Raw genomic sequence first — 14,030 nt, 5'->3', positions numbered from 1 at the left:
CGATGCATGTCAACAAAAGCCCTTTCTCTATTGAGATCAGGACATTATCCTTGCGCCGCCTGCTGAAACGCTTCTTCTGTTGTGCTGAAGCCTCTGCGTCCAGCTCATTCCTGTTGAAAAGATTTGATTGAATGCTCAATGTCCTGCCCTGAAAGACAGCGCTGTCTCAGTGACCACCTGTGGGAGCGAGCTTGCTCGCGATAGCCATTGCACATTCAACATTGAAGTCGACTGACACGCCGCCATCGCGAGCAAGCTCGCTCCCACAAGGGATTGCGGCAGCCAATTTGCCTTTTGCACTGAACCATGCCTCCGCAAGATCGTCATCTACAGTGACTACTTGCGCGGGACTCCTTAAAACGTCACGGAGAATCACACTATGAGCACTGAGGGTGCTTTGAGTCGAAGCCGTTTGCTACCGAGCCTGCTCGGCATTCTGCTTCTATTGATGGGCCTGGCCCTGCTGGCCGGGGGAGTCAAGCTGAGCACGCTTGGCGGCTCGCTGTATTACCTGCTGGCCGGTATCGGCCTGGCGCTGACCGGCGTGCTGCTGATCATGGCCCGTCGCGCGGCTCTGGGCCTGTACGCACTGGTGCTATTCGCCAGCACCGTGTGGGCGCTGTGGGAAGTGGGCCTGGACTGGTGGCAACTGGTGCCGCGCCTGGCGATGCTGTTTGCCCTGGGCATCGTCATGTTGCTGCCATGGTTCCGCCGCCCGCTGTTGACCGCCGATGCCTCGGCCACGGGCACCCGTGCATTGGGCGCCGCCGTGGTCATTGCCGGTATCGCCGCGCTCGCCAGCCAGTTCACCAACCCGGGCGAGATCAAGGGCCAACTGGACCGCGACAGCGTGCCAGGCATGACCAACACCGCACCGGCCATGCCGGATGGCGACTGGAACTCCTACGGGCGCAGTGCCCATGGCGACCGCTATTCGCCGCTGGCGCAGATCACCCCCGAGAACGTCAGCAAGCTGAAGCAAGCCTGGAGTTATCGCACCGGCGACCTGCCAGGGCCGAACGACCCGGGTGAAACCACCGCCGAAAACACCCCGCTGAAGGTCAACGGCATGCTCTACGTGTGCACGCCTCACAGTCAGGTGATCGCCCTGGAGCCTGAGACCGGCAAGGAAATCTGGCGTTTCGATCCAAAGCTTTCCACGCAAAAAGCGGAAAACTTCAAGGGTTGGGCCCACATGACCTGCCGTGGCGTGACCTACCACGATGATGCCGTGTACGCCTCCGCCGAGCAGAGCCCGACTGGCACCGCCAGCAGCTCGCCGGCCAGTACCGTGTGCCCGCGGCGGATCTTCCTGCCGACCGCCGACACCCGCCTGATCGCCCTCAACGCCGACACCGGCAAGATGTGCGAAGACTTCGGCGACAAGGGCCAGGTCGATTTGACCGCGAACATCGGCGGCTTCACGGCCGGCGGTTACTACTCCACGTCGCCACCGGCGGTCACCCAGAACCTGGTGGTGATCGGCGGTCACGTCACCGATAACGTCTCCACCGACGAGCCAAGCGGTGTGATCCGCGCCTATGACGTGCACACCGGCAAGCTGGTGTGGAACTGGGACAGCGGCAACCCGGACGACACGACGCCGATTGCCGAAGGAAAGACCTACACCCGCAACTCGCCGAACATGTGGTCCATGTTCAGCGTCGATGAAAAACTCGGCATGCTTTACCTGCCGATGGGCAACCAGACCCCTGACCAGTTCGGTGGATTCCGGACCCCGGAATCGGAAAAATACGCCGCCGGCCTGACCGCCCTGGACATCGCCACCGGCAAGGTGCGCTGGTACTTCCAGTTCACCCACCACGACTTGTGGGACATGGATGTCGGCGGTCAACCGACCCTGATGGACCTGAAGACCGCCGAAGGCGTGAAACCCGCCGTCCTGGCGTCGACCAAGCAGGGCAGCATCTACGTGCTGGACCGCAGCAATGGTCAGCCGATCGTGCCGATCAAGGAGATCCCGGTGCCGCAAGGCGCGGTGGAAGGCGACTTCACCTCGCCGACCCAACCGATGTCCGATCTGAACTTCGTGCCGCCGGTCCTCAAGGAAAGTGACATGTGGGGCGTGACCCCGTTCGACCAGATGCTGTGCCGGATCGACTTCAAGTCGCTGCGCTATGACGGCATGTTCACGCCGCCGTCGCTGCAAGGCTCGATCGTCTATCCGGGCAATTTCGGCGTGTTCGACTGGGGCGGTATTTCGGTAGACCCGGTGCGTCAGATCGCCTTCGTCAACCCGAGCTACATGGCGTTCAAGTCGAAGCTGGTGCCAGCGGCTGAAGTCGCGGGTGGCCCGGGTCGCAAAAGCGAAACCGAAGGCGTGCAGCCGAACAAAGGCGCGCCGTATGGCGTGATCCTCGAAGCGCTGCTTTCGCCCATGGGCCTGCCTTGCCAGGCGCCTGCGTGGGGTTATGTCGCGGCCGTGGACCTGACCAACAACAAGACCCTGTGGAAGCACAAGAACGGCACCGTGCGCGACAGCTCGCCGGTACCGATCCCGCTGAGCATGGGTGTTCCAAGCCTGGGCGGCACGTTCACCACGGGCAGCGGCCTGGCGTTCCTCAGTGGTACGCTGGACCAGTACCTGCGCGCCTACGACGTGAAAAACGGCAAGCAACTGTGGGAAGGCCGCCTGCCCGCCGGCGCCCAGACCACGCCGATGACCTACACCGGCAAGGACGGCAAGCAATACGTGCTGGTCGTCGCTGGCGGTCATGGTTCCCTGGGCACCAAGCAGGGTGACTATGTGATTGCCTACAAACTGCCGGATTAAGCAAAACCTGCGCTCATGAAAAAGGCGACACCCTTGCGGGTGTCGCCTTTTTTTGTAGCAACGCGGAGTCTCTGTGGACGCAGGCCTTTGAGCTTCTGAGCTTTTGTGGCGAGGGAGCTTGCTCCCGCTGGGCTGCGAAGCAGCCCCCTGCTTTGCCAGCCATCACACCGCAGGGGATGCTGGCGCATCCAGCGGGAGCAAGCTCCCTCGCCACAGGGGGGGCAGCCTTGGGTAAGCGTTACAACTCGATCTTCACCGCTTGCGACGCCCGGGTCGCCTTGGCGCGGGCCGCTTCGATGGACTCATCGCGAGCCAGGGCCACGCCCAGGCGGCGCTGGCCGTTGACTTCCGGCTTGCCGAACAGGCGCAGGGCGGTGTCCGGTTCGCTCAGGGCCGCGCCCAAATTGGCGAACGCGGTCTGGGTCGACTGGCCTTCCACCAGGATCACCGCCGACGCCGACGGGCCGAACTGGCGGATCAGCGGGATCGGCAGGCCGAGAATGGCGCGGGCGTGCAGGGCGAACTGCGACAGGTCCTGGGAAATCAGCGTCACTAGGCCGGTGTCGTGGGGGCGTGGCGAGACTTCGCTGAACCACACCTGGTCACCCTTGATGAACAGCTCGACGCCAAACAGACCACGACCACCCAGGGCCTCGGTGACGGCCTTGGCCACGCGCTCGGATTCGGCCAGGGCTTTCGGGCTCATGGCTTGGGGCTGCCAGGATTCCTGGTAGTCGCCTTTTTCCTGACGGTGGCCGACCGGTGCGCAGAAGGTGGTGCCACCCACGTGACGCACGGTGAGCAAAGTGATTTCGTAGTCGAAATCGATGAACCCTTCGATGATCACCCGACCCTTGCCGGCGCGGCCGCCTTCCTGGGCGTAGTCCCAGGCTTTCTGCACGTCATCGTTACCGCGCAGCAGGCTCTGGCCCTTGCCCGAAGAACTCATCACCGGCTTGACCACGCACGGGAAGCCCAGGGTCTCGACGGCCTTGCGGTAGTCTTCCACGGTGTCGGCGAAGAAGTACGGCGATGTGGGCAGGCCCAGTTCTTCGGCAGCCAGGCGACGGATGCCTTCGCGGTTCATGGTCAACTGCGCGGCGCGAGCGGTGGGGATCACGGTGAAGCCTTCGGCTTCCAGTTCCACCAGGGTGGCGGTGGCGATGGCTTCGATTTCCGGCACGATGAAGTGCGGCTTCTCGGCCTCGATCACCGCACGCAGGGCGGCGCCGTCGAGCATGTTGATCACATGGCTGCGGTGGGCCACTTGCATGGCCGGCGCGTTGGCGTAGCGATCCACGGCAATCACCTCGACGCCCAGGCGCTGCAGTTCGATTACCACTTCCTTGCCCAGCTCGCCGCTGCCACACAACAAAACGCGGGTCGCGGTGGGCGACAATGGGGTTCCGATACGGGTCATCTGAAGGTCCTCAAACAGGAGCGGATCATCGGGGGCGCGCGCCGGGCGAGCTTCCCATGGGGAGAAAGCGCGGCATTTTACATGAACCGCGTCAGCCGGCGACGGCCTGTTTGCGCAGACGCCAGGCCATGATCAGCCAGACGGCGGTCACCCCGGCGAATTTCGAGAGCAGGGCGGTGATCACCACGGCGGGCGTCAGGGCATCGATCAGACCGAAGAAAATGAATGTATCCAGGGGAATGCTCAGGGCCGAACTGATCCACAACCGGTCATGGAGCGGGCGCTTGGTGATCGTGAACACCAGCCAGTCGATGCACTCGGACACTGCGAACGCCGTGGCGCTCGCCAGGGCGATGGTCGGGTCCGAGGTGACATAGGACAGCACCAGCGCCGCCAGCATCGCCACGATGGCGCCATGGCCGAAACGGGTCTGCACCATGTCCCGCAATATAAACACCAGCCCGCCCCAGGCCGACCAGATGATGTCCAGGTGCGGCGCGGCGGAAAACGCGAAGTTGATCAGCACGACGCTGCTGATGTAGGCGAGCAGGAAAAGCATGGGGCGGGGTACCTGGTGGTGATGGATAAAGTGCGATAGCCCCTGTGGCGAGGGAGCTTGCTCCCGCTGGGCTGCGAAGCAGACCCAAAACCTGACAACTCGATGGATCAGATAGATCGAGGTGACTGCTTTGGGGGGCTGCTGCGCAGCCCAGCGGGAGCAAGCTCCCTCGCCACAGGGGGGGCGTCCAGTCAGCGGATAAAGGGTACTTCAGCCACCGCCAGTCCCTCAATCTTCCTCACTGCCCTCCAGCTTCCAATACCCCACCGCCTTCACAAAGTCCTGGTCCAACCCTTTCTCCTCCAGCAACACCTTGCGAATCTGCCGCGACACCTTGCTCTCGGTCGCGACCCAGGCGTACAGCTTGCCGCCGGGCATTTCCAGATGCTGCACGGTGCGCAGCAGGTTGTCCTGGCGGCCTTCGCGCAGCACCCAGATCACGTGCACCTGCGCCGGGCTTTGGAGCACTTGCTGTTCGGCGCCGTTTTCCACTTCCACCACCACCAGGGCCCGTCGGTTGGGCGCCAGGCCTTCGAGACGGCGGGCGATGGCGGGCAGGGCGGTTTCGTCGCCGATCAACAGGTAGCTGTCGAAGATGTCCGGTACGATCATCGAGCCCCGGGGCCCGGCGATGTTGAGGTATTGCCCTGGCGCCGCCTGGGCCGCCCAGGTCGAGGCCGGGCCGTCGCCGTGGAGCACGAAATCGATGTCCATCTCCAAGGCGTCCAAGTCATAGCGGCGCGGGGTGTAGTCGCGCATCTCGGGCATCGGGCCCTGGGCCTTGCCCGCGTTGGGGCTGAAGTTTTCCAGGGCGGCCTGCTCCTCGGCATTCTGCGGGAACAGCAACTTCACATGATCGTCGGTGCCCAGGCTGACGAACCCGGCCAGTTCCGGCCCGCCGACGGTGATGCGGCGCATGCGCGGGGTCAGGTCCTCCACCCGCAATACTTGCAGGCGACGGCGTTTGATCTCGTGGCTGACACGGTGAATGGTGTTTGGATCGACTTCGGTCATTGGCTTGACTCCGAAACAGATGGACGGTCGGGGCCGTCGACGATGGCTTTGGCGGTGGCGTCGAGCAGGTCGCGCACCCGCTGGATTTCTTCCGGGCTCCAGTGGCCATGATGCTTTTGCAGGGCATGGCGCAGGTTATACACCGCTTCATGGATTTCCGGGGGACGATCATGGCCGCGCAACGTGCGCTTGCTGATTTCGATGCGCGTACGTACCTCATCCAGCGCTTCGGCCTGATCCTCAAGAGATAGACGTCCGGCATCGGTCACGCTGTAGCACTTTTTTCCGTCTTTGATGCCGCAACTGATCATGGCGTTCATTTCCAGGAAGGTCAGGGTCGGATAGATCACGCCGGGGCTGGGGCTGTAGGCGCCCTCGAACATGTGCTCGATCCGGCGGATCAGGTCATAGCCATGACAAGGCTGTTCGGCAATCAGCGCCAGCAGCAACACCTTCAAATCACCGGAGGCGAAGACCCGGGGGGCCCGGCTGCCACGCGAACCCGTCGGGCGTCGTTCGAAACCGTCGTGTTCGCGTTTGGAGGAAGAGGTGGAATGAGAATAAAGGGCGTTCATATGCTGTCTCCGTTCTGCATATAGATAGCGCTCAGATATATCTTGAATAAAAGATATATCTTTTGACTTAATGATTTTTCGCAAACTAAGATATATCTTGTTTTTGCGGCGGGTTACTTGGGTTCAAGGAATGACCTTACATGAATGCTCAATGTATGCGGGGTGTGACGGCATACATTTGTAATGATAAAAAGTCTGTAGGCTTAAATGTGGGGTGTTTCTGACAGCCAAACTTCTGTTTTATCGCTAACTGCGTATTTTTCGCTCTTTTGTATGCCGGATTTACTACACGCCTATAGGAAATTGCCTGCTTTTTTTTAGTCAAAGAGCGCCGATCATGCTCGGCGTTGGAGGGGCGGGCCAAGTTGCGCTTGGTCTGCAATTCCAACCTTTTCTCTTTATCGCTAAGAACAGGTGTTAACAACATGCTCAAACAACTCGTATCCGGTACTGCTCTGGTCGCCGCTGCCCTGGGTTCTCCGCTGGCATTCGCTGCCGATGATGCACGCTCCTCCATCCACATCACCGCGAACATCCCGACCCAACAGTTCCACGTGCAGCCACGCAACCCGGACTTCGGTAAAGATGAAGTCATGAGCTACAACACGGTCAACGGCACCTTGACTTCGTTGCGCCAGACCTATGATGTGAAAAACACCGAAGGTTCGGTCAACGCGTACATCGAAGGCGGCCCGGCTTCGCTGTACAACGGCAGCGATGCCATCGCCCTGACCACCGCCTTCAACGGCGTCACCCTGACCGCCACGCCGCAGGAAGTGGTGGACGATGCCACCTCCACGCCAGGCACCCAGGCTGAGATGACCATCGTCGCGGCCAAGCCTCTGGACACCCAGAACGGCCTGTACACCGCCGACATGACCGTCATCTTCGACGCCGTGCCGCGTCCGTAAGGCCATTCGCTGCCCGGTGAGTTTCACCTCGCCCACGGGCATCGCCGCAGGTCGACCGGTTCTCCCCAGCCGGTCGGCCTGTACCTGAAACGCCCCGATAGCTCGCTGAATATGAGAATCCGTTGATGTTTCCGATGACACCCATCGCAGGTGCGCTCGCGCTATTTTTGTGCGCGACAGCATTGGCCGCGCCAACCGCCCCCGGTACCACGCCAAGAAGCCTGTTGTCCCAGGCCAAGGGCCTGCCGGCGGAGTTTGAAGCCCACTTCTTCGATGTGCCACTCGCGGTTCGTATTGAACTCAATCAACAGTATCTCGGTGAGGCCATGGTGGTCTTGACGCGGGATGATCGCATTACCTTGTTGGAATTCACCGACACGCAAGACAGCACGATAAAAGCCGTCGAGCGCGAACAATGGGAACAACGCCTCAAGCAGGGACAAGCATTGGGCGCATGTGAAACCAACTGCACGGGCGGGTTGCTGGCCGTGCACTACAGCCTTGAGAATTCATTAGTGTCGATCCTGACCCAGGATGTCGAGCGCGCAACCGAAACCAAGCGTTTCTACGATCAACCGGAAGGCGGCAGCCTCGGCCTGATCTTCAATAACCAACTCAATCTCAACGGTGGCCAGAAACAGGACACCGGCGGACGGTATGGCCTCAATGCCAGTTCCAGCGTGGGCAACTGGAGTCAGTCCCTGGACCTTCAGCTCTCGCGTCTTGGCGGGCCGGACGACAAGGTCTACCACGCCGTCCACGAGCTCTACACCCAACGGGAAATGGAAGGCAATTTTTTCCGCCTGGGTTACTTCACCCCCAGTTCCGATGGCTTGAATCGCCAGATCCGTTCGTTCGGCGCCAACCCGGACACCGCGCTGGGGGTGATGTACGGCAGCTCCGACAGCCTGCTGGTCGACAACCCCAAACCCAGCGTCTACCCCATTTATGTCACCGCCAGCCGCCAGGCGTCGGTGGAGATTTATCGCAGCGGCCTGCTGATCAACACCCAGGCCGTCAGTGCCGGCTTGCAGAGCCTGGATACCCGCCCGTTGCCGGGCGGTATCTATGAAGTGGAAGTGCGGCTGATCGAGGACGGGCAAACCACCGCCACCAGCCAGGAGCTGGTCTACAAGCCCAACAACTGGAGCAGCACCGAAGACCGTTGGCGCTACAACCTGTTCGCCGGTCGCGAAACCCGGCTGTGGAGCAACTGGGAAGACCAGCCCTCGGGTTTCAACACCGCGGGGCTCGGCGTCAACTACCTGCTGCACCCACGGGTGATTCTCGGCGCCTCCACGCGCCAGGTGCAGGACAAGCTGCAAGTCGGCACCTCGATCGACTGGACGCTCGCCAGCAGCACCAGCCTGTACGCCAACGTCTACCAGACCGAGCAGTACGGCACCGGAATGGACCTGCAAGGCCTGTACAGCTATGGCCAAGGCAGCATCGTCGCCAGCCACAACCGTAGCTGGCTCGACACCCGCAACACCTACGAGACCTTGCCGGACGGCACCCGTATCCGCCAGCGCAACGTCTACGTCGGCCAGACCAGCAATTCATCGCTGTCGGTCAATCATCGCTTGAGCAACAAGAACTCCATCAACGGCCGGCTGGCCTACAGCGAAGGCAATGTCCAGGGCACCGGCCTGGACCTGGGCTGGACCCAGCGCACCACGCTGGGTGGCAGCGATGCCAACTGGCGATTGTCGGTGTTCGACCGCCCTGGCACGTCGAGTACCAACGACCGGCGCAATCGTGGCGTGGACCTGAGCCTCAGCGTTGCCTTGGGCGGGCCCGGCGAGTACTGGTCGGGCAGCATCGGCACCCGCACTTCCCGCGAAGGCACGCGGGACAACAATGCCTCGCTGTCCTATCGCCGCGATCTGCAGGACCACGTGTTGCAAAGCGTCTCCGCCACGGCCCTGGCCGACACCTATGGCGTGGGCCTGTCCGGCATCGCCAGTTTCATGACCGAGTCGATGTACGGCGATGGCTTCATCCAGCGTTCGTCCTACAACGACAACCTTACCGGCGGCTTGAACCTGAGCAGCACGGTGGCGGTGGGTGGTCAGAAAGCCGCCTTCACCGGCCTGGCCCATGGCCGCGGCGCCGGCATGATCGTCGACGTGGAAACCGACCTGGACGACATCATCCTGCGGGCCGACGACTTGACCGGCGGCAGCACCACCTTGCACCCGGGTCGCAACTTCGTGCCGATCACCGCCTACAAGAACAGCATGGTGACCTTCGATTTCGAGGGCGTGCATCCACCGGCGGCGAACATCGAGCCGTCCCGCACCCGTTACCACCTGAACAAGGGCGGCGTGGATTACCGCAAGGTCAACGTGATGAAAACCGTGACCGTGCTCGGCCGCCTGCTGGATGAGCAGGGAGAGCCGCTCAAGGGCCATCACGTGATCAACCACGCCAGCCGCGGCATCAGTGAGGTGGACGGGTTCTTCTCCATGGAGATGAATGCCGGCTCCCCGACCTTGGAAGTGCGGTACGGCAACGAGCTGTTCTGTCGCTTCCGCCTCGACCCGGACAGCTCCGCCCGCGAAGGCGACGTGTTGATGATCGGTGACTTGCGCTGCACCCCGGACAGCCTGGCCGATACGACGCTGGCCGAGGCCGGGACGAAGCAGCGTTCATGAACCGCCAAGGCCGTGGGAGCCAAGCTCCACCCCTATTGGCTAATGCTGCTCACTCAAGATCAACGATGAAACCTGTGGCGAGGGAGCTTGCTCCCGCTGGGCTGCGAAGCGGCCCCCTGCTTTGCCAGCCATCACCCCGTAGGGGACGCTGTCGCGTCCAGCGGGAGCAAGCTCCCTCGCCACGGGTTTTTCAGACTTCCTTGAGCAGCGGTACACCTTTATTTGCAGTGATTGGTCTTGATATATGAGGTTGTATCAATGAAACCCTTATCGGTTGCAGTGCGCAGCGTGGTCTCGGTGTTGCTGTTTGCCTGTGCACCGGCAGCCAACGCCTTGGAGCGGGATATCACCGCTGTATTCAGGCCCGACGCTTCGAAACCCCAGGAGAATACATTTCTCAATACCACGCCGATCAGTGGCTACTGTGGAAGCTATCCGGCTGAATGCGCGGCAACCAGGATGTTCAGCATTCGATTACCCCTGACTGCTGCTTCGACCGGCCCTATTCAAGCCCATCATGCAAATCATCGGCAAGGGGCGATGTTTAAAGTGCCTGCCAATTGGCGAACATTGCAGGTCACCCATGCAGGCACGGGGGAGACGGAAACGGTTGAAGTGCGCTGGTCCGGTTTCGGTTCGCAATACCGTCTCTCCCATGATGCAGTCGACCTGGCAGGTGGAGGTGTGAGTCAAGCGAGGGCTCACGAATTGTTGTGGAGTGCCGGTTGGGTCTATGCCGCCACGCCCTGCCAATACAGCGGCGTAGGGTTCCATGGCCCCAGGACTTACACATTTTTCTGGAAGGCCCCGGTGGAAAGTTCATGCGCCAAAAAGGCCTTTGTCTTGATCCCCGGGCTCAATTTTCCCTATCTGGATTTTGCCTACGAGCTTCGCACCCCTAATCCCTTGAAAATGTCGTCCGGGCAATACACCGGTTCGCTGACCTATAGCGTCGGGCCAGGGCAGGATATCGACATGGGCGACATCATGGTTCCCAGCGATTCCGCGCTCACCCTCAACTTCAAACTCGACGTCGAACACACCCTCAAGGTCGAAGTCCCCCCCGGCGGCAACCGTGTCGAACTGGTGCCCAACGAAGGCTGGCAGTCCTGGCTCAACAGCGGCCGCAAACCCACACGACTGTTCCGCGACCAGCGCTTCCATATCTCTGCTTCTTCGCGTTTCAAGATGGCCCTCGAATGCCAGCACGTCAGCGGCAACACCTGTGCCATCGCCGAAACCGGCACTGGCCATGCCGTGCCGGTGGACGTCAGCGTGACCCTGCCTGACGGTTTGACGGACGCCGGCGGGCAACCGGTCAACCGCCGTCGCCTGCTGCGCGATGGCAGCGGCACTGAGCTGTTCCAGCCGGGTTTGTACGTCGATCGGCGCTCGGGAATGCTGCATTTCGAGGTCGGCCAGGGCAGCGTCGAACAGATGCTCGACAGCGGCGCCACGACCTACTCCGGCGATGTGACGGTGATCTGGGATTCGCAAGTTTAAAAAGGAATGGCTTGGCCGGTCCGAGCCAAATGTGAGGGAAGGGTAGATGAAGCAGTTACCAATGGCAGTGCAAGGCATGGTATCGGTGATGGTGTTGGCCTGTGTATCGACGGCTCATGCCGTCAGCAAGGATGTCAGCGCAATATTCAGGCCCGATCCCTCGAAGCCCAATGAAAATACTTTTCTCAATACCACCCCTGTCTCGGGTTATTGCGCACTGTATCCGGCGGTCTGTGACAGGGAAAAAATGTTCAGCCTTCAGTTGCCCATTGTCTTCGAATCGACCGGTCCCATTCAGGCCAATCATGGGGATTCGCGCCAAGGGGCGATGTTCGATGTGCCGGCCACTTGGCGTCTGGCACAGGTGACCCATACCGAGACGGGCGAAACTGAAATTGTTCAAGTCCGCATATCCGGTGTCGGTTCGCGCTACCAACTGCCCGTCAGTGTCGTTGAACTGGTCGGGGGCGGCGTGGACCTCTCAACCGCTCATAGGAAGTTATGGGGCGGTTCGAGCTGGAAGTACGCGCCCTCGCCCTGTCAATCCACCGGCTTCGGGACCTTGAACCACCTTATCTATAACTTCTTCTGGAAGACCCCCGTCGAAGGTGTGTGCGCGAAAAGGGCCAGCTACTTGATCCCCAGCATGTCCTACCGCCACTTGGACTTCGCCTACGAACTGCGTACACCCAACCCATTGAGGATGTCGTCCGGCCAATACCGGGGCTCGGTGACCTATGGCGTTGGGCCGGGGCAGGACTTCGACATGGGGGACGTCATGCTTCCCAATGACTCGGTGATCACCCTCAATTTCAAACTCGACGTCGAGCACACCCTCAAGGTCGAAGTGCCCCCCGGCGGCAACCGCGTGGAACTGGTGCCCCCGGAAGGCTGGCAAGCCTGGCTCAACAGCGGACGCAAACCGACGCGGCTGTTCCGCGACCAGCGCTTTCATATCTCGGCCTCGTCACGTTTCAAGATGGCCATCGAATGCCAGCACATCAGCGGCAACACCTGCGCGATCTCTGAAACCGACACCGGCCACGCCGTACCGGTGGATGTCAGCGTGACCCTGCCCGACGGCTTGACGGATGCCGGCGGGCAACCAGTCAACCGCCGTCGGCTGCTGCGCGATGGCAGTGGCACCGAGTTGTTCCAGCCGGGTTTTTATGTGGATCGCAGGTTAGGGGCGCTGCATTTCGAAGTGGGCCAGGGCAGCGTCGAGCAGATGTTGGACACCGGCGCCAAGGCCTACCGCGGCAATGTCACGGTGATTTGGGATTCGGAAGTTTAGCAAGGCATGGCTTGGCCTATTCAAGCCGATTTGTTGTGAGAGCGAGATGAAACGTTTACCGATAATAGTGCGCACCCTGGTTTCGGTGTTGTCGTTGGCCTGCGTGTCCGAAGTTAGTGCCTTGACGCGGGATATCAGCGCAATCTTCAGGCCCGATGCCTCGAAGCCCAACGAGAATACGTTTCTCAATACCACGCCGGTCAGTGGTTATTGTGAGGAGTATCCGGCGTCATGCAGTGCTGCAAAGATGTTCAGTATTCGTCTGCCGATTATTTTCGATTCGGCCAGCCCTATCCAGGCCAATCATGCTGACCCTCGGCAGGGTGCAACGTTTAAAGTTCCTGCCAATTGGCGGACAGCACAGATCACTCATGCAGGGACAGGCGAAACGGAAGTTGTAGAGCTACGAATCACCGGAATAGGTTCTCAATATGAGTTCCCAGGTAGCGTGATTGATTTGGTGGGTGGTGGCGTGGATGCACAAACGGCTCATTGGAGGTTGTGGGGCGGCTATGGTCACCAATGGGTGGCAGCCCCCACTCCCTGCCAAAATACCGGCGTAGGGGCATTTTCCGAGAAACGCTACAAATTTTTCTGGAAGACTCCGGTAGAGCGCGAATGTACTAAAAAAGCTCGTTACTTGATTCCAAGCATGTCTTACCGCTACTTGGATTTTGCCTATGAGTTGCGCACCCCCAATCCCTTGAAAATGTCATCTGGCCGATACACTGGGTCGCTGACCTATAGTGCCGGGCCAAGGCAAGACTTTGATTTGGGTGACGTCATGCTCCCCAATGACTCGGCTATTACGCTCAATTTCAACCTGGATGTCGAACACACCCTCAAAGTCGAAGTCCCCCCCGGCGGCAACCGCGTTGAATTGGTGCCCCAGGAAGGCTGGCAATCCTGGCTGAACAGCGGTCGCAAACCCACGCGGCTGTTCCGCGACCAGCGCTTTCATATCTCCGCTTCCTCCCGTTTCAAGATGGCCCTCGAGTGTCAGCACATCAGCGGCAACGCCTGCGCGATCACCGAAACCGCCACCGGCCACGCCGTGCCGGTGGACATCAGCGTGACCCTGCCCGACGGCTTGACGGATGCCGGCGGGCAACCGGTCAACCGCCGTCGGCTGCTGCGCGACGGCAGTGGCACCGAGCTGTTCCGGCCGGGGTTATACGTCGATCGGCGCTTGGGAATGCTGCATTTCGAGGTGGGCCAGGGCAGCGTCGAGCAGATGCTCGACACCGGCGCCAAGGCCTACAGCGGCAATGTCACGGTGATTTGGGATTCGGAAGTTTAGACA

The 14,030-nt window shown here is 60.8% G+C and carries 10 protein-coding genes; 6 read left to right on the top strand and 4 right to left on the bottom strand.

Going from position 1 to position 14,030, the window contains the following annotated elements; translation table 11 throughout:
* The first annotated feature begins 379 nt into the window (after positions 1-379).
* Positions 380-2,794: a glucose/quinate/shikimate family membrane-bound PQQ-dependent dehydrogenase gene (locus AC515T_RS23115; protein WP_496530164.1), complete on the top strand. Its 2,415-nt coding sequence runs from the start codon at positions 380-382 to the stop codon at positions 2,792-2,794.
* A gap of 238 nt (positions 2,795-3,032) precedes the next feature.
* Here the strand turns inward: AC515T_RS23115 and purT are convergent, their stop codons facing one another.
* The 4 genes from purT to AC515T_RS23095 all read right to left on the bottom strand — a co-directional run bounded on the left by purT (position 3,033) and on the right by AC515T_RS23095 (position 6,362).
* On the bottom strand, positions 3,033-4,214 hold the full coding sequence (gene purT, locus AC515T_RS23110) for a formate-dependent phosphoribosylglycinamide formyltransferase (RefSeq protein WP_496530163.1): 1,182 nt from the start codon (positions 4,212-4,214) through the stop codon (positions 3,033-3,035).
* A gap of 91 nt (positions 4,215-4,305) precedes the next feature.
* Positions 4,306-4,773: a preQ0 transporter gene (locus AC515T_RS23105; protein WP_186709959.1), complete on the bottom strand. Its 468-nt coding sequence runs from the start codon at positions 4,771-4,773 to the stop codon at positions 4,306-4,308.
* A gap of 228 nt (positions 4,774-5,001) precedes the next feature.
* The gene (locus AC515T_RS23100) at positions 5,002-5,787 is read right to left on the bottom strand and encodes a siderophore-interacting protein (RefSeq protein ID WP_496530162.1); all 786 of its coding nucleotides are present in this window, start codon (positions 5,785-5,787) and stop codon (positions 5,002-5,004) included.
* On the bottom strand, positions 5,784-6,362 hold the full coding sequence (locus AC515T_RS23095; protein WP_496530161.1) for a PadR family transcriptional regulator: 579 nt from the start codon (positions 6,360-6,362) through the stop codon (positions 5,784-5,786). The genes AC515T_RS23100 and AC515T_RS23095 overlap by 4 nt, the downstream gene beginning before the upstream one ends.
* A gap of 425 nt (positions 6,363-6,787) precedes the next feature.
* Here AC515T_RS23095 and AC515T_RS23090 point away from each other — a divergent pair, with 425 nt between their 5' ends.
* The 5 genes from AC515T_RS23090 to AC515T_RS23070 all read left to right on the top strand — a co-directional run bounded on the left by AC515T_RS23090 (position 6,788) and on the right by AC515T_RS23070 (position 14,027).
* The gene (locus tag AC515T_RS23090; protein WP_496530160.1) at positions 6,788-7,273 is read left to right on the top strand and encodes a CS1 type fimbrial major subunit; all 486 of its coding nucleotides are present in this window, start codon (positions 6,788-6,790) and stop codon (positions 7,271-7,273) included.
* A gap of 125 nt (positions 7,274-7,398) precedes the next feature.
* Positions 7,399-9,930, top strand: coding sequence for a CS1-pili formation C-terminal domain-containing protein (locus tag AC515T_RS23085; protein ID WP_496530159.1), 2,532 nt, complete (start codon positions 7,399-7,401; stop codon positions 9,928-9,930).
* Positions 9,931-10,188: 258 nt separating this feature from the next.
* On the top strand, positions 10,189-11,433 hold the full coding sequence (locus AC515T_RS23080; protein WP_496530158.1) for a hypothetical protein: 1,245 nt from the start codon (positions 10,189-10,191) through the stop codon (positions 11,431-11,433).
* 61 nt (positions 11,434-11,494) lie between these two features.
* Positions 11,495-12,727, top strand: a complete 1,233-nt coding sequence (locus AC515T_RS23075) for a hypothetical protein (RefSeq protein WP_496533183.1) — start codon at positions 11,495-11,497, stop codon at positions 12,725-12,727.
* 46 nt (positions 12,728-12,773) lie between these two features.
* The gene (locus tag AC515T_RS23070; RefSeq protein ID WP_496530157.1) at positions 12,774-14,027 is read left to right on the top strand and encodes a hypothetical protein; all 1,254 of its coding nucleotides are present in this window, start codon (positions 12,774-12,776) and stop codon (positions 14,025-14,027) included.
* Positions 14,028-14,030: the final 3 nt, after the last annotated feature.

This window comes from Pseudomonas sp. FSO-7 (genome assembly GCF_059579345.1).
This window is presented reverse-complemented; position numbering and strand designations above follow the sequence as displayed.